The following is a 20,242-nucleotide window of genomic DNA, read 5'->3' as shown; positions in this document are numbered from 1 at the left end:
CAGGGGCTCAGCCGGCGTAGTCGCCTACGAGGGCGGCGCCCGTCTCGTGCTCGCCGCGGTCGGTGATCTCACCCGCGATCCAGGCGTCGACCCCGCGGTCGGCCAGCGTCGCCAGGGCCACGTCGGTGGACTCCTCGGGGACGATGGCGATCATGCCCACGCCCATGTTGAGGGTCTTCTCCAGCTCCAGCCGCTCCACCTGACCGGTCTTGCCGACCAGGTCGAAGATCGGCGCCGGGGTCCAGGTGGAGCGGTCGACGACTGCGTGCAGCCCGTCCGGGATGACCCGGGCCAGGTTGGCGGCCAGGCCGCCGCCGGTGATGTGGCTGAAGGCGTGCACCTCGGTGGTGCGGGTGAGGGCCAGGCAGTCCAGCGAGTAGATCTTCGTGGGCTCCAGCAGCTCCTCGCCGAGGGTGCGGCCCAGCTCGTCGATCCGCGTGTCCAGGGACAGCCCGGCCTGGTTCAGCAGCACGTGGCGGACCAGGGAGTACCCGTTCGAGTGAAGACCGGATGCCGCCATGGCGATCACCGCGTCACCCGTACGGATACGATCCGCGCCGAGCAGCCGGTCGGCCTCCACGACGCCCGTACCGGCGCCGGCGACGTCGAAGTCGTCCTCGCCCAGCAGACCCGGGTGCTCGGCCGTCTCGCCGCCCACCAGGGCGCAGCCGGCCAGTACACAGCCCTCCGCGATGCCCTTCACGATGGCCGCCACCCGCTCGGGGTGGACCTTGCCGACGCAGATGTAGTCGGTCATGAACAGCGGCTCGGCGCCGCAGACCACGATGTCGTCCATGACCATCGCGACCAGGTCGTGGCCGATCGTGTCGTACACGCCCAGCCGGCGGGCGATGTCGACCTTCGTGCCCACGCCGTCGGTGGCGGAGGCGAGCAGCGGGCGCTCGTAGCGCTTGAGGGCGGAGGCGTCGAAGAGGCCGGCGAAACCGCCGAGGCCGCCGAGGACCTCAGGGCGCCGGGTCTTCTTCACCCACTCCTTCATCAGCTCGACCGCGCGGTCTCCCGCTTCGATGTCGACGCCCGCGGCTGCGTAGCTGGCACCAGTTGTCTCAGACATGGCTATGAGAACCTTCGTGTCGTACGGCAGGTAACGCGGACGGCTACGGGCGACGGATGGCGTCGGCGGCGGCCGTGGCGGCGGGACCGGCGGCGAGCTCGGTCTCCAGCAGCTGCTTGCCCAGCAGCTCGGGGTCGGGAAGCTCCATCGGGTACTCGCCGTCGAAGCAGGCGCGGCACAGGTTCGGCTTGGCGATCGTGGTCGCCTCGATCATGCCGTCGAGGGAGATGTAGGCGAGGGAGTCGGCGCCCAGGCTGGTGCCGATCTCCTCGATCGTCATGCCGTTGGCGATCAGCTCGGCACGGGTGGCGAAGTCGATGCCGAAGAAGCAGGGCCACTTCACCGGCGGCGAGGAGATCCGGATGTGGACCTCGGCGGCGCCCGCCTCGCGCAGCATGCGGACCAGGGCCCGCTGGGTGTTGCCGCGCACGATCGAGTCGTCGACGACGACCAGGCGCTTGCCCTTGATGACTTCCTTCAGCGGGTTCAGCTTCAGGCGGATGCCCAGCTGGCGGATGGTCTGCGAGGGCTGGATGAACGTACGTCCGACGTACGCGTTCTTGACCAGGCCGGCGCCGAACGGGATGCCGGAGGCCTCCGCGTAGCCGATGGCGGCCGGGGTGCCGGACTCCGGGGTCGCTATGACCAGGTCGGCCTCGACCGGGGCCTCCTTCGCCAGGCGGCGGCCCATCTCCACGCGGGAGAGGTACACGTTCCGGCCGGCGATGTCGGTGTCCGGGCGGGCCAGGTAGACGTACTCGAAGACACAGCCCTTGGGCTTCGCTTCCGCGAATCGCGAGGTGCGCAGGCCGTTCTCGTCGATGGCGACGAACTCGCCCGGCTCGATCTCGCGGACGTAGGAGGCGCCACAGATGTCGAGGGCGGCGGACTCGGAGGCGACCACCCAGCCGCGCTCCAGGCGGCCGAGGACCAGCGGGCGGATGCCCTGCGGGTCGCGGGCCGCGTACAGGGTGTGCTCGTCCATGAAGACGAGGGAGAAAGCGCCACGGACCTTCGGCAGGACCGTGTGGGCGGCTTCCTCGATGGTCAGCGGCTTGCCGTCCTCGTCGACCTGCGCCGCGAGCAGCGCGGTGAGCAGGTCGGTGTCGTTGGTCGCCGCGACCCGGGTGGACCGGCCGTTGTCCTTGGGCAGCTCGGCGACCATCTCGGCGAGCTGCGCCGTGTTGACCAGGTTGCCGTTGTGACCGAGCGCGATGGAACCGTGCGCGGTGGCGCGGAACGTCGGCTGGGCGTTCTCCCAGACGGAGGCGCCGGTGGTCGAGTAGCGGGCGTGTCCGACCGCGATGTGACCCTGGAGCGAACCGAGAGAGGTCTCGTCGAAGACCTGGGAGACCAGGCCCATGTCCTTGAAGACGAGGATCTGGGAGCCGTTGCTGACCGCGATTCCCGCGGATTCCTGGCCCCGATGCTGGAGGGCGTAGAGCCCGAAGTACGTGAGCTTGGCGACCTCTTCACCCGGAGCCCAGACACCGAAGACGCCACACGCGTCCTGGGGGCCTTTCTCACCGGGGAGCAGGTCGTGGTTGAGTCGTCCGTCACCACGTGGCACGCCTCCGAGTGTAGGCGAGGTCGACCACTGGTCCGAATTGGGGAATGCCTGATCAGCGCGGCCGTCATGGATCACTCGGCCGCGACCGCGGTCACGCTTTCGCCGTTTTCGCTGGTCAGCGTGAGGGTGCGATGATCGAGGCGATACTCGACGGTCCCGTCGAACAGCCGCAGGAGCCGCTTTTCGATGCCCATGAGTGAGGCGTCGCACATCATTCGGGTGGTGGACGCCGTGCCGAGGGTGATATTGCCGTCGCGTACCGTCGCGGTGGAGTTCACCTTGTTGCAGCCGAGGCGGCCGGTGACCCTGCCGTCCCGCTCGAAGGTGAGGTGCGCCTCCGCGCCCTCCGGGAGGGACTGGGCGACGCCGTTCGCGCCGAGTGCCGTGACGTTCCAGCGGGTGCCGAGCAGGGACGCGTCCTGGGCCTTGCTGAGCCGCACGCTGTCACCTCCGTCCGTGGTCAGGGTCAGCCGGTCGCCGCTGACCCGCGTCGTCAGCGGGCCGTCGGCGAGGGTGCGGGCCAGGGTCTCCTCGAACTTCATCGGCTTCTCCTCGCAGCCCATCTCGGTCACCGAGGTGTCGCCGAGCCGGATCCGGTCACCGTCGAAGGAGGCCCGGGCGCTGAAGTGGTTGCAGCCGTAGTTGCCCTGCGCCTTGCCGCTGTCGTCGATCGTGACGTACGCGCCGGCCGGGGCGTCGTGCGCGGTCCCGCCGACGGTGACACCGTCCACGGCCCAGTGCACGCCGGTGACACCGCCGACGTCGGCTCCGGCGGGCTGCGTGCCGGCCTTCTCGGTGCCGCAGGCCGCCGCGAGGGGCAGCAGGGCGAGGGCGGCCGCGGTGAGGGTGATGCGATGCGTCTGCCTGTACATGCCGTTTCGACGGGGCGACCCCGGTGATCGGTTCCACCCCGGCCGCGAACCTGTCTGCGTCCGGGCTACGACAGGAGCGGCAGCAGCCCTGCCAGATCGGCCCGCTCGCCGCTGGCACTGACCTTCGCCCGCTCCAGGGCCTCCGTCCACGCCAGCCGCCCGGCCGCCAGCCGGATCCAGGTCAGCGGGTCGGTCTCGACCACGTTCGGCGGGGTGCCCCGGGTGTGCCGGGGCCCCTCCACGCACTGCACGACGGCGTACGGCGGGATCCGCACCTCCGTCGACCCGCCGGGCGCCTTCGCGGCCAGCGCGTCCGCCAGCAGCCGCGTACACGCGGCGAGGGCCTGGCGGTCGTACGGGATCTCCAGGCCGGGCACGGCGGCGTTCAGGTCGTCGGTGTGGACGACGAGTTCGACGGTGCGGGTGACCAGGAAGTCGGTGAGGGTCATGGCGCCGGCCCGCATGTCGAGCAGGCGGGACCCGGGGGCGGTGGCGAGGCGCTCGGTCAGCTCCTCCTCGGTGCGCGCGTACAGCGCGTCGAGGTCCGGATGGGCGGCGGCCAGCTGCCGGGTGCCGTCGGCGATGGCCTCGGCGAACGGGGCGGTCGCGGACGGGTAGTCCAGCAGCGCGAGGTCCGCCTTCTCCGGCTCGGCGCGCTCCAGGGCACGGCTGACCGCGGCGACGGTCATGGAGAGGTGGGCGGCCAGCTCCCGCACGGTCCAGTCGCCCAGCCGCGTCGGCAGCGCGAGTTGTCCGGGCGTCAGGGTGCTCACGGCCCGGCGTACCTGCCCGAACTGGGCGAACACCGCGGCACGGATCTTGGCGGGGTCATAGGTGCGAGTGCGCTTCTTGGCCGGCATGGGGCCGAGCCTATGCCGGGACACGCGCGTGAGGCCCCGCCCCGGCAAGGGGAGCCGGGGCGGGGCCGTGCGGACCGCTGGTTACGCGAGCAGCGCCGGGATGGTGCTCTCGTGGGCCGTGCGCAGCTCCTCCAGGGAGAGGCCGAACTCGCCCTGCACCTCCACCGTGTCGCCGTCGACGACGCCGATGCGGGTGGCCGGCAGGCCGCGGGCGCCGCACATGTCGGTGAAGCGCAGCTCCTCGGAGCGCGGGACGGCGACGATCGCGCGGCCCGCGGACTCGGAGAAGAGGAAGGTGAAGGCGTCCAGGCCGTCGGGGACGACCAGGCGGGCACCCTTGCCGCCGAGCAGTGCCGACTCGACGACCGCCTGGATCAGACCACCGTCGGACAGGTCGTGCGCGGCGTCGATCATGCCGTCGCGGGAGGCGGAGATCAGGATCTCGGCGAGCAGGCGCTCGCGCTCCAGGTCCACCTGCGGGGGCAGGCCGCCGAGGTGGTCGTGGATCACCTGGGACCAGGCCGAGCCGCCGAACTCCTCACGGGTGTCGCCGAGGAGGTAGATCAGCTGGCCCTCCTCGCGGAAGGCGACCGGGGTGCGGCGGGCGACGTCGTCGATGACGCCCAGCACGGCCACGACCGGGGTCGGGTGGATCGCGGCCTCGCCCGTCTGGTTGTAGAGCGAGACGTTGCCGCCCGTGACCGGGGTGCCGAGCTGCTGGCAGGCGTCGGCCAGACCGCGCACGGCCTCCGCGAACTGCCACATCACCGCCGGGTCCTCGGGGGAGCCGAAGTTCAGGCAGTCCGAGACGGCGAGGGGCCTGGCGCCGGTCGTGGCCACGTTGCGGTAGGCCTCGGCCAGGGCCAGCTGCGCGCCCGTGTACGGGTCGAGCTTGGCGTAGCGGCCGTTGCCGTCCGTGGCGATGGCGACGCCGAGGCCGGTCTCCTCGTCGATGCGGATCATGCCGGAGTCCTCGGGCTGGGCGAGGACGGTGTTGCCCTGCACGAAGTGGTCGTACTGGGACGTGATCCACTTCTTGGAGGCCTGGTTGGGGGACGCGACCAGCTTCAGGACCTGGTCCTTCAGCTCGTCCGACGTCCGCGGGCGCGGCAGCTTGTTCGCGTCGTCCGCCTGGAGTTCGTCCTGCCAGGCCGGGCGGGCGTACGGGCGCTCGTAGGTCGGGCCCTCGTGGGCGACCGTGCGCGGGTCGACGTCGACGATCTTCTCGCCGTGCCAGAAGATCTCCAGCCGGTCGCCGTCGGTCACCTCACCGATGACGGTGGCGATGACGTCCCACTTCTCGCAGATCTCCAGGAAACGGCCGACCTTCTCCGGCTCGACGACCGCGCACATGCGCTCCTGGGACTCGCTCATGAGGATTTCCTCGGGCGAGAGGGTGGAGTCGCGCAGGGGGACGTCGTCCAGGGTGACGCGCATGCCGCCGGAGCCGTTGGACGCCAGCTCGGACGTGGCACAGGACAGGCCCGCCGCGCCGAGGTCCTGGATGCCGACGACGAGCTTCTCGGCGAACGCCTCCAGGGTGCACTCGATGAGCAGCTTCTCCTGGAACGGGTCGCCGACCTGGACGGCCGGCCGCTTGGAGGGCTTGGCGTCGTCGAAGGTCTCGGAGGCCAGGATCGACGCGCCGCCGATGCCGTCGCCGCCGGTGCGGGCGCCGTAGAGGATGACCTTGTTGCCCGCGCCGGACGCCTTGGCGAGGTGGATGTCCTCGTGCCGCATCACACCGATGCAGCCGGCGTTGACCAGCGGGTTGCCCTGGTAGACGGCGTCGAAGACGACCTCGCCGCCGATGTTGGGCAGCCCCAGGCAGTTGCCGTAGCCGCCGATGCCCGCGACGACGCCCGGCAGGACGCGCTTGGTGTCGGGGTGGTCGGCGGCGCCGAAGCGCAGCGGGTCCACGACGGCGACCGGGCGGGCGCCCATCGCGATGATGTCGCGGACGATGCCGCCGACGCCGGTGGCCGCGCCCTGGTAGGGCTCGACGTACGACGGGTGGTTGTGCGACTCGACCTTGAAGGTGACCGCGTAGCCCTGGCCGACGTCGACCACACCGGCGTTCTCGCCGATGCCGACGAGCAGGGCGTCGTTCTCGGGGGCCTTCTCGCCGAACTGGCGGAGGTGGACCTTGGAGGACTTGTACGAGCAGTGCTCGGACCACATGACCGAGTACATGGCCAGCTCGGCGCCGGTGGGGCGGCGGCCGAGGATCTCGACCACGCGCTCGTACTCGTCCTTCTTCAGGCCGAGTTCGGCCCAGGGCAGCTCGACGTCGGGGGTCGCGGCCGCGTGCTCGACCGTGTCCAGAGGCGTCCGGCTCATGCGTTGACCAGCTTCTTGAGGATCGAGGTGAAGAAGGGGAGGCCGTCGGTGCGGCCGGTGCCGATCAGCGGCTCCACGGCGTGCTCCGGGTGCGGCATCAGGCCGACGACGTTGCCCGCCTCGTTGGTGATGCCGGCGATGTCGCGGAGCGAGCCGTTGGGGTTGAAGTCCACGTAGCGGAAGGCGACCCGCCCCTCGCCCTCCAGCTTGTCGAGCGTGTAGTCGTCGGCGACGTACCGCCCGTCCATGTTCTTCAGCGGGATGTGGATCTCCTGGCCGGCCGTGTAGTCGGTCGTCCAGGCGGTGTCCGCGTTCTCCACCCGCAGCTTCTGGTCGCGGCAGATGAAGTGCAGGTGGTCGTTGCCGAGCATCGCGCCGGGCAGCAGGTGGGCCTCGGTGAGGATCTGGAAGCCGTTGCAGATGCCGAGGACCGGCATCCCGGCCTTCGCCTGGTCGATGATCGTGTCCATCACCGGCGAGAAGCGGGCGATGGCACCGGCGCGCAGATAGTCGCCGTAGGAGAAACCACCGCACAGCACCACGGCGTCGACCTGCTTGAGGTCCTTGTCCTTGTGCCACAGGGCGACGGGTTCCGCGCCCGCGAGGCGGATCGCACGCCGGCTGTCCCGGTCGTCGAGAGAACCCGGGAAAGTGACGACGCCAATACGAGCGGTCACTTCACGGCCTCCGCGACTTCCTCGACGCGGACGGTGAAGTCCTCGATCACGGTGTTGGCGAGGAAGGATTCGGCGAGATCGTGGATGCGGGCGAGCGCGGCCTCGTCGACCGGCCCGTCAACTTCCAGTTCGAATCGCTTTCCCTGGCGGACGTCCGAGATCCCGTCGAAACCCAGCCGCGGCAGTGCGCGCTGCACCGCCTGGCCCTGGGGGTCGAGGATCTCCGGCTTGAGCATGACGTCGACTACGACGCGTGCCACTGGCACTCCCGGTGTGTGGTGCTGAGCAGGTCCCTTCAGACTACCCGCACAAAATTTCTACGCGAGTAGAGTTGTAGGAACCTACGGAAGCGGCATCACGATCCGGCATCGGGGCGACCCCTTCACGAAAAGTTCAGGGAAAGATCCCCGATCGCCCCGGGACAGCTATTGCGCCGGGGACACGCGGAGAGATTTAGTCGGGCTTCACATTGCTTTGCCGGGCACTGTACAAAGGAATTGGCAATAGCCGATACTCGGCACGTCATCGCAGATGAGCTGCATTGAGGTGCCGCATGAAGGGACCGATATTCGTGGCGCAAAAGGTCGTGGTCACCCTCTTTGACGACATCGACGGCTCGGAAGCGGCGGAAACGATCGCCTTCGGACTCGACGGCAAGTCGTACGAGATCGACCTGAATGAAGCCAATGCCAGGAAACTGCGCAAGGCGCTCGCGCCCTACGTGGAGGCCGGCCGCAAGCGGTCGAGGTCGGGCAAGGCGTACAAGCAGACCGAGGTCGCCCCCGACCCGGCGGCGGTGCGCGCCTGGGCGCAGGCCAACCGGATGGAGGTGCCCGCGCGGGGCCGTATCCCGAAGAAGGTCTACGAGGCGTTCGCCGCCGCGCAGTGAGCCGCCCCGCGGCCCCCGCCGGCCGGGCCGATGCCCGCTCAGCCGCCCCTCGCGGCAACCGACTTGCGCAGCACCCCCGCTGATCAGCTAGAGTCTGGAGCACGCCGAGGGGCGAGGCCGAAAGGCCCGGCTCACGGACACGCGGGTGTAGTTCAGTAGTAGAACATCCCCCTTCCAGGGGGAAGGCGCAGTGTGCAATTCCTGTCACCCGCTCCGCACCGCCACCGTACGGACCACTCTTGTGGATCAGGTAGGCTGGTGCTCGCACCGGTCAGTGAAAGCTGGTCGGGAGCAATGCGGACGTAGCTCAGTTGGTAGAGCGCAACCTTGCCAAGGTTGAGGTCGCGAGTTCGAGCCTCGTCGTCCGCTCTCTGAACCGAAGGCCCCGGTCACCGACCGGGGCCTTCGGCGTGTGCCCCCCTTCCGGTGGCCCTGACATTTGTCATGTTCGCGAATGACACGGCGCACTGCCGGACGGCGTCCGCCACCGCGACGCTGACGTCATGAACACAAACGGACACGAGCACGTGATCGAGGTCACCGACCTCAGACGTGTCTACGGGGGCGGGTTCGAAGCTGTGCGCGGCATCACGTTCAGCGTGGCCCGCGGCGAGGTCTTCGCACTGCTGGGCACCAACGGCGCCGGCAAGACGTCCACGGTCGAACTGCTGGAAGGGCTCGCCCCGCCGAGCGAGGGCCGGGTACGGGTGCTCGGACACGACCCCTACGGGGAGCGGGAGGCCGTACGGCCCCGCACCGGGGTGATGCTGCAGGAAGGCGGATTCCCGGCGGAGCTGACCGTCGCCGAGACCGTGCGCATGTGGGCCGGATGCACCAGCGGGGCGCGGCCCGTCGGGGAGGCGCTGGAGACCGTCGGGCTCGGCAAGCGGGCCGGGGTCCGGGTCAAGCAGCTGTCCGGCGGTGAGCGGCGGCGGCTGGACCTGGCGCTGGCCCTGCTCGGCGGCCCCGAGGTGCTGTTCCTGGACGAGCCGACGACCGGCCTGGACGCCGAAGGGCGGCGCGAGACCTGGGACTTGGTGCGCGCGCTGCGCGACGGCGGTACGACGGTGCTGCTGACCACGCACTACCTGGAGGAGGCCGAGGAACTGGCCGACCGGCTGGCGATCCTGCACGAGGGACGCATCGCGGCCGGCGGCACCCCGGACGAGGTGACCTCCGCCCAGCCGTCCCGGATCTCCTTCGAACTGCCCGAGGGCTACTTCCTCGGCGACCTGCCCGCGCTCGGCGAACTGGGCGTCGTCGGACACGAGGTGGACGGCAGGACCGTACGGCTGCGCACGCACGAGTTGCAGCGGGCGGCCACCGGACTGTTGGTGTGGGCCCGGGACGCCGGGGTCGAGCTGCGGCGGCTGGACGTGCGGCCGGCCTCGCTGGAGGAGGCGTTCCTGGGGATCGCCGGGCGGGCGTCGGCCCTCGCGGCACGCGAGGAGGAGGTCGGAGCATGAGCACGACGACTGTCGCGGGGCGGATGGGCGCGCTGGCGCGGGCCGAACTGACCCTGCTGGGGCGCAGCCGGGCCACCATCGTGGCCGCGGTGATCGTGCCGCTGTTCCTGCCGTTCAGCGTGCGGTCCGCGGTCGACGAGGCGGACCTGAAGGAGGCCGGCCTGTCCGTCGGCACCCTCCTCCTGCCCGCCGCCGTCGGCTTCTCCCTCCTCTTCGCCGTCTACGCCGCCCTCACCACCGCCTATGTCACCCGCCGCGAGGAACTGGTCCTCAAGCGGCTGCGCACCGGGGAGCTGCGGGACCGGGAGATCCTGGTCGGGGCCGCGCTGCCGGCCGCCGGCATCGGCCTCGCGCAGTGCGTGCTGCTCGCCGCCGGGTGCCTGGCGCTGCTGGACCTCGAGGCTCCCTCGGCACCCCATCTCGTCCTGCTGGGCCTGCTGTTGGGGCTGGTGCTGTGCGGTGCGCTCGCCGCCTTCACTGCCGGGTTCACCCGGACCGCGGAGAGCGCGCAGGTGACCGGGCTGCCGTTCATGTTCGTCTCCATGCTGGGCTCGGGGATCACCGTCCCGCTGGAGATGCTGCCCGACCGGCTGGCGTCCTTCTGCGAACTGCTGCCGCTGACCCCGGTGATCACCCTGGTGCGGGGCGGCTGGACCGGGGACCTGTCCGGCTACCACGCGCTGGGCGCCGTCGCCACCGCGCTGGCCTGGACCGTGATCGCGGTGTTTGCTGTACGGCGGTGGTTCCGCTGGGAGCCGCGGCGCTGACGGATGGGGGTGGCGGTCAGGTGTCCGGGCCGGGGAAGTGGTGGCGGCGCAAGAGCACGCCGGCGAAGGTCGAGACGTACACGCGGTGGTCGTTCCACTCCTTCGCCGCGGCCGAGGTGACGGTGTTCGCCCTTCCCGTCCTCGGCCAGGTACCGCTGCCGTACGCGGTCTGGCTGTGCCTGCTGACGTGCGTGCACGCGGCGTTCGGCGCGGTGGTGGCCAGCCGGGCGCTGGACTGGACGCGCGGCCGGCGGGCGCAGCCGCTGCCGCTGATGTCGGCGTTCGGGGCGACCAGCGCGCTGTTCGCGGGCATCGTGCTCTGGCTCGCCGACCGGGACCTCGGCGGTGAGGACACCGCGACCGCGCTGGGCACGATGACCGCCGGTCTGCTCTTCTTCGGCGTCGGCATGATCACGCTCGGCGTCCGCAGCAGGCGCCGGGTGCTGGGGCTCGTGCTCGGCTTCTCGGCAGGCGTGGGCCTGCTCGCCCTGGCGCTGGGGGCCGGCATGGCCGCGCTGGTCGCGTCGCTGGCGGCCCTGTTCGGCACCGGCTTCTTCGCCATGACCTCGGTGTTCTCCGTCTGGCTGCTCAACGCCGTCTACGAACTCGACGAGGCCCGCGAGACCCGGGCCCGGCTCGCCGTCGCGGAGGAGCGGCTGCGGTTCGGGCGCGACCTGCACGACGTCATCGGCCGCAACCTCGCGGTCGTCGCCCTGAAGAGCGAGCTGGCAGTGCAGCTGGCACGAAGGGGCCGCGAGGAGGCCGTGGAGCAGATGCTGGAGGTGCAGCGGATCGCGATGGAGTCGCAGCGGGAGGTGCGGGACGTCGTACGGGGTTACCGGGAGGCCGATCTCGGCGTCGAACTCCTGGGCGCGCAGGGCGTGCTGAAGGCCGCCGGGATCGACTGCGAGGTCACCGGGGAGGCGGCCGGGCTGCCCGCCGAGGTGCAGTCGGCGCTCGGCTGGGTGGTGCGGGAGGCGACCACGAACGTGCTGCGGCACGGGGACGCCGCGCGGTGTTCGGTGGGACTGGAGATGTCCGAGGGGACTGTGGTGCTGACGGTGGAGAACGACGGGGCGGAGACGGTCGCCGGAGGCGGCGGTGGCAGTACCGGCGGCGGCGGCAGCGGGCTCGCCGGGCTGCGGGAGCGGTTGCGTGCGGTCGACGGCACGCTGGAGGCCGGTCCGGCCGGCAAGGGGACGTTCCGGGTGGTGGCGAGGGTGCCGGTGGCCGGGGAGCCGGTGGCTCCGGGCATCCCGGCCGAGGACGGGCCGGCCGCCGCGGAGCCCGTGACCGCGGAGCGGGAGGCCGCCGCGTGAGCGTGCGGGTGCTGCTCGCGGACGACGAGCACCTGATCCGGGGTGCGCTCGCCGCGCTGCTCTCCCTGGAGGACGATCTCCTCGTCGTCGCCGAGGCGGCGAGCGGGCCGGAGGCACTGGCGATGGCGCGGGCCCACGCGCCCGATGTCGCGGTGCTCGATCTCCAGATGCCGGGCGCGGACGGTGTGAAAGTCGCCACATCACTGCGGACGGAGCTGCCGGGCTGCCGGGTGCTGATCGTGACCAGTCACGGCCGGCCGGGGCATCTCAAGCGGGCGCTCGCTGCCGGGGTGCGGGGGTTCGTCCCGAAGACGGTGAGCGCCCAGCGGCTCGCCGAGATCATCCGCACCGTGCACGCCGGAAACCGTTACGTCGATCCCGAGTTGGCCGCGGACGCGATTTCCGCCGGGGACTCGCCGCTGACCGCGCGGGAGGCCGAGGTGCTGGAGCTGGCGGCCGACGGGGCGCCGGTCGCGGAGATCGCCGAGCGGGCCGCGTTGTCCCAGGGGACGGTGCGGAACTATCTGTCGTCGGCCGTGTCGAAGCTGGGTGTGGAGAACCGTCATGCGGCGGTGCGTCTCGCGCGCGAGCGAGGTTGGGTATAGTTGCTCTCGCGCCACGGCGCAACGCGGACGTAGCTCAGTTGGTAGAGCGCAACCTTGCCAAGGTTGAGGTCGCGAGTTCGAGCCTCGTCGTCCGCTCCAGTCACCAAGGCCCCGGTCATCGACCGGGGCCTTCGGCGTGTCAGCTCCAGGTGCCGCCCGTCAGGCGCTCGTACGCCTCCACGTACTTCGCCCGCGTCGCCTCCACCACGTGCTGCGGCAGCGGGGGCGGCGGCTGCTCGCTCGCGCGGTCCCAGCCGGACTCGGCGGAGGTCAGCCAGTCGCGCACGAACTGCTTGTCGTACGACGGCTGGGCGCGGCCCGGCTGCCACTGGTCGGCCGGCCAGAAGCGGGAGGAGTCCGGGGTCAGCACTTCGTCGGCGAGGACGAGCGTGTCCCCCTCGAAGCCGAACTCGAACTTGGTGTCCGCCAGGATGATCCCCCGGTCGCGGGCGATGTTCCGGGCCCGGGTGTACACGGCGAGGGTGGCCTGGCGCAGCTGGGCGGCGGTCTCGACGCCGACCTGGCGGGCGACCTCCTCGTAGGACACGTTCTCGTCGTGCTCGCCGACGGCGGCCTTGGTGGCCGGGGTGAAGATCGGGCCGGGCAGCTCGGAGCCGTCGGTGAGGCCCTCGGGAAGGGCGAGGCCGCAGACCGTGCGGGACTCGTTGTACTCGGCCAGGCCGGAGCCGGTGAGGTAGCCGCGGGCCACGCACTCCACCGGGACCATCCGCAGCGACTTGCAGACCAGGGTGCGGCCAGCCCAGTCGGCGGGGGCGCCGGCGGGCAGCTCGGTGCTCAGGACGTGGTTGGGGGCCAGGTCGGCGAGCTGGTCGAACCACCACAGGGAGAGCTGGGTGAGGACCCGGCCCTTGTCGGGGATCTCGGTGGGCAGCACCCAGTCGTAGGCCGACATACGGTCGCTGGCGACCATCACGAGGTCGCCCGCCTCGTTCTGGTACAGATCGCGCACCTTGCCGGTGTGCAGATGCACCAGACCCGGAACCTGGATCGGCTCGGGCTTTTCGACGAATCCGGACACGGTTCCTCCCCGTGGTTCTGTCCAATGGCTCGATTCTCCCGTACGGCGGCGGGATCCAGGACAGCGGGTCAGTCACGTTTGCAGATGCGGTCCAGGAGGTTGGCGGTGGCGCGCTGGATACGCGGGTCGACGTGGCCCGGGCGGTCCAGCGCCGGGGACCAGGCGAAGGTTCCGGACGCGAAGACCCAGGCGCCGGAGCGGGCGCGGTAGAGGGACGTCTCCTGGTGGCGGGTGACGCCGTCCGCGTCCGGATACGGGGAGTGGGCGAGCAGGACACGCTCGTCGTGGTCGGGGAGCGGGGCGCGCGGGAAGTAGCGGTCGGCCTCGCCCGCGACCAGGCCCTCGATCGGTTCGCCCTCGTGCGCGCCGGTGGCCTCCCACAGCCAGTGACCGGCGTTGCGGACGATCAGCGGGCGGGGTTCGGGGACGTGGCCCGCGTACTGGATGCCGAGCAGCTCCTGTTCGGGACGGTCGATCTCCCGCCACAGCACGGGCTTGCCGGGGCCCTGGCGCTTGCGGCAGGTGAGGAGGCGGTCCGGGCTGCCGGAGGGCGACGGGCCCAGCTCCACCTGCCAGTACACCGAGTTGGAGGACAGGAACACCAGCGAGGTGCCGTGGTCGCGGGCCTGCTCGGCGGCGCGGCGCATCTGCGGCGTCCAGTACTCGTCGTGGCCGGGGAAGACCAGGCCGCGGTAGTGGGTGGGGTCGACGCGGCCGGCGTGCAGGTCGCGGGCGTCGGCGTACGCGAGGTCGTAGCCGTAGCGCTCGGCCCAGCGGATGACGTCGTAGGCGTGGCCGACGTGCAGCGGGAGGCCCGCGCCGGCGTACGGGCGGTCGAAGGAGACGGTGGTCGCGGCGTCGCGCTCGCCGAGCAGCCGGCCGTCCTCGTCCCAGGCGTGGTAGAGGCTCGCGCCGGTGCGGCCGTCCTCCGGGTAGAGGTTGTACGCCTGCCAGGTGACGTCCGGCAGCACCAGCAGCAGGTCGGCCGGACGGTCGTCGCGGACGGTGAAGGGCACGTGGGAGCGGTAGCCGTCGACGGTGGTGAGGACGGCCACGTAGGCGCCGACCTTCCAGTGGGCGGGGATCTGCAGGCGCCAGGACAGCCACCAGTGGTGGCAGGAGACCGTGCGGTCGGCGGCGAGCGGCGCGGGCTGGACGATGCCGGACAGGCGCGGACTGGTGGTGATCTTGGCGGCGCCGTCGCCGGCGTAGTGGCCGATGCGGTAGACGTCGACGCTGAATTCCTGGGGCGGGTCGACGGTGATGTGGAAGTCGACGGCCTCGCCGGGGGCGACCGCTCCGGTGGAGGCGAAGCCCTTGATCTGGAGACGCACGTCGTCGGCCGACCGGATGGGGCCGCCGGAGCCGCTGCGAGGGGCCGGCACACGGCCGCCCGGCCGGCGGGCGGGGGCCTCGTGGTCCGGGGTGGCGGCCGGGTCCACGTACCAGGGGACGACCTGGCCGGTGTCGTCGAAGTAGGTCTCACTGCCGCGCAGCCAGGGGAGCGGGCCCTGGCCGAAGGGATCCGTCACGGCGTGCGCCAGTGCTCCCGACTCCCAGCGGCGGATGCGATCCGAACCCATGGTCCGTGCTCCCCTCCCTTGGGCCCCCGTGTGTGTCGTTGTCCGTGTGCGGCGGTGCGGTGGTCTGGCGGTGCGGTGGTCTGGCGGTGCGGTGGTGCGGTTATGGGCTTGTCGTATGTCGCGCGCCCTTGCCATGTGCGTGTTCGGTCCCAGCACATCACATTCCGCACGGACTCCGTCACCGTTCGTTTCGAATTGACCGAAAGCGGAACAGCGAACTCCGGAAGGGGCTGTGGTGTCAGACGAGACGAACCGGCTTCTCCGGGCGTATGCCGATCTCGGTCAGCCAGGCGCGCAGGGGCGCCGGGTCGCCGTACTCGATGAGGCTGAGGACCTTCGGGCCGAGGTCGGCCGCGCGCTCGCCCTTGACCAGGAGTGAAGGACCGTCCAGCCAGTCCAGGCCGGGGGTGGCGCCCGCGGTGTCCATCGCGGCGCAGCAGACCATCGCCGTGATGTGGTCGGCGAGCACCTCGCGCGGGGTGCGCGGCGGCTGGAGCGGGAACAGGGGGAGGCTGCCGTCGTCCCAGAGGGGGGTGTCGGGCGTGGTGACCGACGGGGCCGGGGCGGCGGCCGGAGCGGCCGTTTCCTCCTCGCGGGTCAGTTCCTCGCTGAGACCGGCGGCGAGGGCGGTGCAGCGGGGGCTGGGGGCGGGGTGGTCGTCGAAGGTGCCGAGAGTGCCGAAAGCGCCGAGGGGGTCTACGGGGTCCGGGGTTTCGGCGGTGTCGGGATCGCCGAGGGGCTCGGGAGCGCCTGGATCTGTGGGGTCGGTGGGGTCGTCGGCGGGGCCGTAGGGGCCGTCGGTGGGTATGGGGGACTCGTCCGTGTGCGGCGGGGGCGACTCGGTGGTGAGGGCCTGGGGGGCGCGGGGCTGGGGGGTGGCGGTGTGCGCCTGAGGCGGGTCGGCGGGCGTCAAGGGCTCGGCGGCGGGGGTGGCGGCCGCCTGCGCCTGAGCGGCGTCGGCCGGTGCCACGGGCGCCGGGGGCTCGGCGGCGGGCGCCGGAGACTCGGCGGCATACGTCCGGCGTTCCGCGGCGACGGCCGGGGAGTCTGCGGCGTATGCCGGGGATTCTCCGGCGGATGCGGGGAGGTCTCCCGTGCGTGCCGGGGACTCGTCCGCGGGCCGATGGGGCTCTCCCGTGCGTGCCAGGGACTCATCGGGGCCCTGGGCCTGTCCGGGAGACGCCGGGGACTCGCCCGCGCGTCCAAGGGCCTCCCCCACGCCCGCCGAGGACTCGCCCGCGCGTCCAAGGGCCTCCCCCACGCCCGCCGGGGACTCGCCCGCGCGTCCAAGGGCCTCCCCCACACCTGTCGGGGACTCCTCCGTGCGTCCAGGGGCCTCGCGGTGGGGCGTCTCGTCCGTCAGGTGGTCGAGGACGCGGGCCAGGGTGGGGCCGTGGGCGCCGGGGGCGGTGCGGCGGACGCCGAGGGTGTCCAGGACGCGGTGGAGGCGGGCCGCGTCCGTACGCCATTTGCGGTCGACGACCTCCTCCGGATACTCCTGCCAGTCCACCGGGGACCAGTCGGGGCCGGGCTCGGCGGGGCCGCCGTGGAAGAGGCGGGCGGCGAGCAGCGAGGCGGCCTCGTCCACCGCGCCGGGCTCCTCCAGCAGATCGCAGGCCGGGCGCTCGCCGAGCCGGGAGGCGAAGCCCTCGGCCAGCCGGTCGCGCCGGGACAGCTCGGTGAGGGCGGCGACGACGCCCGCGTCCAGCCGGGAGGGCCAGCGGCCCATCCGCCAGGCGGGCAGCGCGACCCGGGTCAGCAGCCGGTCCCAGCCCGCGTACGCCAGGCCGACCTGTTCCTGGGCGACGATCCGCAGTCCGTAATCCACAGCCTGTGCGCGCTCGGCGGCGGCCGCGGCGACGCCGCGCTCCATCTCGGCGGCGTGCTCCCGGCAGCCGCGCAGCAGCAGCCGGGCCAGCCAGGCGGCACCGGCGCCCGGCAGCCGGGTCAGCGGGCCCCGCCCGGAGGCGGACGCGACGGCCACCGCTGCGTCCAGGCCGCGCACGAAGCGCCGGGCGGCCGCTATGTCGGGGTGGGCCGACGGGCCCGTACCGGCGACGACCGGGGCCAGGACGGCCCGCAGCTCGCCCACCCTCATCCACCACAGGAACGGGGAGCCGATGACGAGGACGGGCGCGGCCGGCGGGCGGCGGTGGGCGCGGCGGCCGGGTCCGGGCGGCAGGTCGGGGTCCTCGGGCGGGGGCGGGCCGTGGGCCGGATGGGTGCGGTCCTCCAGCCAGCTGTCGCAGTCCGGGGTGAGCGCTATGGCCGAGGGAGCCGGGACGTCGAGCCGGTCGGCGAGGTCGCGCACCAGCCGGTACAGATCCGGGGCCGCCTCCTCGGCGATCGGGACCGTGGGACTCACGGCGGGCCGCGCGCGGGCGACGACCAGCGCGAAGCCGCCCGCGGCGAGCAGCACGAGCAGGGCGAGCACGCCGACGGCCCAGCGGGCGGTGTCCCAGCCCGGCCCCGTCAGCCGGCCGGTGGAGCCGCCGGCCAGCAGGACCACGGCGACGGCGGCCGGCAGCAGGGCCACGGCCAGCACCCGGCTGCGGATCCGCAGCACGGCCAGTGCCCGGGCCCGCGCGGCCTGCGCTCCCGCCTCCACACCGATACCGGTCACGACCGGACCTCACCCCCTCCCGTCCTGGCTGCTCTGGCTGTCCTGGCGTTGCTCACTCCCCCACTGTGGCACCCGCCACTGACATCGCAATGCCGATGGGCCAAGTGCCGGAACGCTTGCGCCGCACCCTAGTTGGGGGTTCGGCCCCCGTCAGCCGGAAAGCGCATCGGTCACTCGATGGAATGGCTTTGGGGAAAGGTGGATGACGCAGGGCAAAGGTCAGGCCCCGGATTCCGTCGGAAGTCCGGGGCCTGGATCGTGCCTGGTGGGCAGCGGGATGGTGGCGGGGGGCCGCAGCTCGGGCTACGCGCCCGTGGCCGCCTTGGCCGCGATGTCCGTGCGGTGCTGGGAGCCGTCGAGGCGGATGCGGCCGACCGCCCGGTAGGCGCGCTCGCGGGCCTCCGCGAGGTCCTTGCCGGTCGCGGTGACGGACAGCACCCGGCCACCCGCGCTGACCACGGCGTCCCCGTCCCGCTTGGTACCGGCGTGCAGGACGTACGCGTGCGGGGTGTCCTGGGCGGCCACCTCGTCCAGGCCGGTGATCGGGTCACCGGTGCGCGGGGTGCCGGGGTAGTTGTGCGAGGCGACGACCACGGTCACCGCGGCCTCGTCGCTCCAGCGCAGCGGCTCCAGGTCGGCGAGGCTGCCGGTGGCGGCGGCCATCAGCAGACCGGCCAGCGGGGTCTTCAGCCGGGCCAGCACCACCTGGGTCTCGGGGTCACCGAAACGGGCGTTGAACTCGATGACCCGTACGCCCCGGCTGGTGATCGCCAGACCGGCGTAGAGCAGGCCGGAGAACGGGGTGCCGCGGCGGCGCATCTCGTCGACCGTGGGCTGGAGCACGGTCCGCATGACCTCGTCCACCAGCTTGGGGTCGGCCCAGGGCAGCGGGGAGTACGCGCCCATGCCGCCGGTGTTCGGGCCCTCGTCGCCGTCCAGGGCGCGCTTGAAGTCCTGGGCGGGCTGGAGCGGGACGACCGTCACGCCGTCCGTGACGGCGAAGAGGGAGACCTCCGGGCCGTCCAGGTACTCCTCGATGACCACCCGCTCGCAGGCCAGGGCGTGCGCGCGGGCCTGGTCGAGGTCTCCGGTGACGACGACGCCCTTGCCGGCGGCGAGACCGTCGTCCTTCACGACGTACGGCGCGCCGAAGGCGTCGAGGGCTTCCTCGATCTCCTCCGGGGTCGTGCAGACGTACGAACGGGCCGTGGGCACGCCCGCCCCCGCCATGACGTCCTTGGCGAAGGCCTTGGAGCCCTCCAGCTGCGCGGCCTCCTCGGAGGGGCCGAAGACCGCGATGCCCGCCTCGCGCACCGCGTCGGCGACACCCGCGACCAGCGGAGCCTCCGGGCCTACGACGACCAGCTCCGCGCCGAGCCGCGTGGCCAGCGCGGTCACCGCCGCGCCGTCGAGGGCGTCGACCTGGTGCAGCTCGGCCACCTCGGCGATGCCGGCGTTGCCGGGGGCGCAGTGCAGCGCGGTGACGGCGGGGTCGAGGGACAGGGAACGGCACAGGGCGTGTTCGCGGGCGCCGCTACCGATGACGAGGACCTTCACGGGGTCAGCCTAACCGGCGCGCGGCGGGGCGGTTTGTGCGGGCGGCCGAAGGGGCGGGGGCGGCGCGATTGTGGGTTCCTCCGACTCAGCCGCGTCCGATCCGGCCGGGCTACTCGTTGGTGAACTCCTCCACCACCGTCGCGCCCAGCTCGCGCACGATCAGCTCCTGGCCGGAGAGGGCCGACTCGTCCAGGTCGGGATCGTCGTCCTCCGGGGTGTCGTCCTCCGGGGCGACCGGGGCGGGGGCCGGTTCCGGGGCGGAGGGCGGTGCGGGAGCGGGCGCCGTGGCACGGGCGGCCGTGGCCGTCGAGCCGGAGGGCGTGGCCGGGCCCGCGGACGGGGACGGGGCGGGACGCGGCGAGGTGGCCGCGGCGGCACCGCCGTAGGAGCCGGCGGGCGCGGCGCCGTAGCCGCCCGCCGTGCCGCCGCCGTGGCCGCCGGGGGCGCCCGCGGGGCCGGCGGCGCCGCCTCCGCCGTAGCCCCCGCCGTTGAAGCCGCCGCCCGAGGGGGCGGAGCCGCCGCCGGACGGGTCGACGATCGCGTCGATCTTCCACTGCACGTTGAACTGCTCGGACAGGGCCTGTCGCAGCACGTCCTCGCTGCCGCTGCTCGCGAAGTTGTCGCGGGCGCCGACGTTCACGAAGCCGAGCTGGAGGGTGGTGCCGTCGAAGCCCGTCACCTGGGCGTTCTGGCTGAGCAGGATCCAGGTGAAGCGGCGGCGGTTCTTCACCGCCTCCAGGATGTTCGGCCAGAGGGCACGGGGGTCGAGCCCGCCGGCCGGCGGGGCGGGTGCGGAGGCGGCGGCGGGCGTGGACGGACCCGTCGCCGGGGGAGCACTCGGTGCACTGTGCGCGCTCGGGGCGCTCGGCGCCTGAGCCGCCGGCGGGCGGCCGGGGCCGCTGCCCGGGGCCGCGGCCGTGGGCCAGCCGCCGGGCCTGCGGCCCGCTCCGGTGGGAGCGGCGGTGGGCCAGGCGCCGGGGGCCGGGGCGGCGGGAGACGC

Annotated in this window: 16 protein-coding genes, 3 tRNA genes and 1 pseudogene; 8 read left to right on the top strand and 12 right to left on the bottom strand. The window is 72.6% G+C overall.

Annotated features, from left to right (window positions below; all coding sequences use genetic code 11):
- Window positions 1-7 precede the first annotated feature (7 nt).
- The 7 genes from purM to purS all read right to left on the bottom strand — a co-directional run bounded on the left by purM (window position 8) and on the right by purS (window position 7,654).
- Window positions 8-1,075, bottom strand: coding sequence for a phosphoribosylformylglycinamidine cyclo-ligase (gene purM / locus VE614_RS32305; protein WP_324945471.1), 1,068 nt, complete (start codon window positions 1,073-1,075; stop codon window positions 8-10).
- A gap of 43 nt (window positions 1,076-1,118) precedes the next feature.
- Window positions 1,119-2,645, bottom strand: a complete 1,527-nt coding sequence (gene purF, locus VE614_RS32300; protein WP_324945468.1) for an amidophosphoribosyltransferase — start codon at window positions 2,643-2,645, stop codon at window positions 1,119-1,121.
- A 71-nt stretch (window positions 2,646-2,716) separates the two neighbouring features.
- On the bottom strand, window positions 2,717-3,517 hold the full coding sequence (locus VE614_RS32295) for an META domain-containing protein (protein ID WP_324945464.1): 801 nt from the start codon (window positions 3,515-3,517) through the stop codon (window positions 2,717-2,719).
- A 65-nt stretch (window positions 3,518-3,582) separates the two neighbouring features.
- Window positions 3,583-4,377: a maleylpyruvate isomerase family mycothiol-dependent enzyme gene (locus VE614_RS32290; RefSeq protein ID WP_324945461.1), complete on the bottom strand. Its 795-nt coding sequence runs from the start codon at window positions 4,375-4,377 to the stop codon at window positions 3,583-3,585.
- 81 nt (window positions 4,378-4,458) lie between these two features.
- Window positions 4,459-6,717: a phosphoribosylformylglycinamidine synthase subunit PurL gene (gene purL, locus VE614_RS32285; protein WP_324945458.1), complete on the bottom strand. Its 2,259-nt coding sequence runs from the start codon at window positions 6,715-6,717 to the stop codon at window positions 4,459-4,461.
- Entirely contained in the window at window positions 6,714-7,394 is a 681-nt protein-coding gene (purQ, locus tag VE614_RS32280) for a phosphoribosylformylglycinamidine synthase subunit PurQ (protein ID WP_324945455.1), read from the bottom strand. The genes purL and purQ overlap by 4 nt, the downstream gene beginning before the upstream one ends.
- Window positions 7,391-7,654, bottom strand: a complete 264-nt coding sequence (purS, locus tag VE614_RS32275; RefSeq protein ID WP_030251612.1) for a phosphoribosylformylglycinamidine synthase subunit PurS — start codon at window positions 7,652-7,654, stop codon at window positions 7,391-7,393. Before purS ends, purQ begins: the two co-directional genes overlap by 4 nt.
- Before the next feature lie 311 nt (window positions 7,655-7,965).
- Between purS and VE614_RS32270 the strand changes: the two genes are divergently transcribed.
- The 8 genes from VE614_RS32270 (at window position 7,966) to VE614_RS32235 (ending at window position 12,539) form a co-directional block, all read left to right on the top strand.
- Window positions 7,966-8,283 (top strand): Lsr2 family protein, encoded by a 318-nt coding sequence (locus VE614_RS32270; RefSeq protein WP_324945536.1) that lies wholly within the window; start codon window positions 7,966-7,968, stop codon window positions 8,281-8,283.
- A 141-nt stretch (window positions 8,284-8,424) separates the two neighbouring features.
- Window positions 8,425-8,496: transfer RNA gene (locus VE614_RS32265), tRNA-Gly, on the top strand.
- 83 nt (window positions 8,497-8,579) lie between these two features.
- Window positions 8,580-8,652, top strand: a tRNA-Gly gene (locus VE614_RS32260).
- A gap of 134 nt (window positions 8,653-8,786) precedes the next feature.
- On the top strand, window positions 8,787-9,749 hold the full coding sequence (locus tag VE614_RS32255; protein ID WP_324945450.1) for an ABC transporter ATP-binding protein: 963 nt from the start codon (window positions 8,787-8,789) through the stop codon (window positions 9,747-9,749).
- A complete protein-coding gene (locus VE614_RS32250; protein WP_324945447.1) occupies window positions 9,746-10,516 on the top strand; it encodes an ABC transporter permease in 771 nt (256 codons plus the stop codon). The genes VE614_RS32255 and VE614_RS32250 overlap by 4 nt, the downstream gene beginning before the upstream one ends.
- Before the next feature lie 20 nt (window positions 10,517-10,536).
- Complete coding sequence (locus VE614_RS32245) at window positions 10,537-11,835, top strand: histidine kinase (RefSeq protein WP_324945444.1); 1,299 nt, start codon at window positions 10,537-10,539, stop codon at window positions 11,833-11,835.
- Entirely contained in the window at window positions 11,832-12,440 is a 609-nt protein-coding gene (locus VE614_RS32240) for a response regulator transcription factor (RefSeq protein WP_086170015.1), read from the top strand. Before VE614_RS32245 ends, VE614_RS32240 begins: the two co-directional genes overlap by 4 nt.
- A 23-nt stretch (window positions 12,441-12,463) precedes the next feature.
- A tRNA-Gly gene (locus tag VE614_RS32235) sits at window positions 12,464-12,539 on the top strand.
- A gap of 40 nt (window positions 12,540-12,579) precedes the next feature.
- Here the strand turns inward: VE614_RS32235 and VE614_RS32230 are convergent.
- From VE614_RS32230 to VE614_RS32210, 5 genes and pseudogenes are all read right to left on the bottom strand, one after another.
- On the bottom strand, window positions 12,580-13,479 hold the full coding sequence (locus tag VE614_RS32230; RefSeq protein WP_324945441.1) for a phosphoribosylaminoimidazolesuccinocarboxamide synthase: 900 nt from the start codon (window positions 13,477-13,479) through the stop codon (window positions 12,580-12,582).
- Between the two features lie 68 nt (window positions 13,480-13,547).
- Entirely contained in the window at window positions 13,548-15,062 is a 1,515-nt protein-coding gene (locus VE614_RS32225) for a N,N-dimethylformamidase beta subunit family domain-containing protein (protein ID WP_324945438.1), read from the bottom strand.
- Window positions 15,063-15,300: 238 nt separating this feature from the next.
- Window positions 15,301-17,685: a hypothetical protein gene (locus tag VE614_RS32220; protein ID WP_324945435.1), complete on the bottom strand. Its 2,385-nt coding sequence runs from the start codon at window positions 17,683-17,685 to the stop codon at window positions 15,301-15,303.
- Between the two features lie 303 nt (window positions 17,686-17,988).
- Window positions 17,989-19,242 carry a phosphoribosylamine--glycine ligase gene (gene purD / locus VE614_RS32215; protein ID WP_324945432.1) on the bottom strand — a complete coding sequence of 418 codons (1,254 nt, stop codon included), beginning with the start codon at window positions 19,240-19,242 and terminating at the stop codon, window positions 17,989-17,991.
- Between the two features lie 109 nt (window positions 19,243-19,351).
- Window positions 19,352-20,242, bottom strand: a pseudogene (locus VE614_RS32210) (DNA polymerase III subunit gamma and tau); the annotation flags it as partial.

This window comes from Streptomyces sp., from assembly GCF_035645055.1.
Taxonomy (GTDB): Bacteria; Actinomycetota; Actinomycetes; order Streptomycetales; family Streptomycetaceae; genus Streptomyces.
Note: the sequence above shows the minus strand (reverse complement) of the source record. Positions and strands in the feature narration are given on the sequence as shown.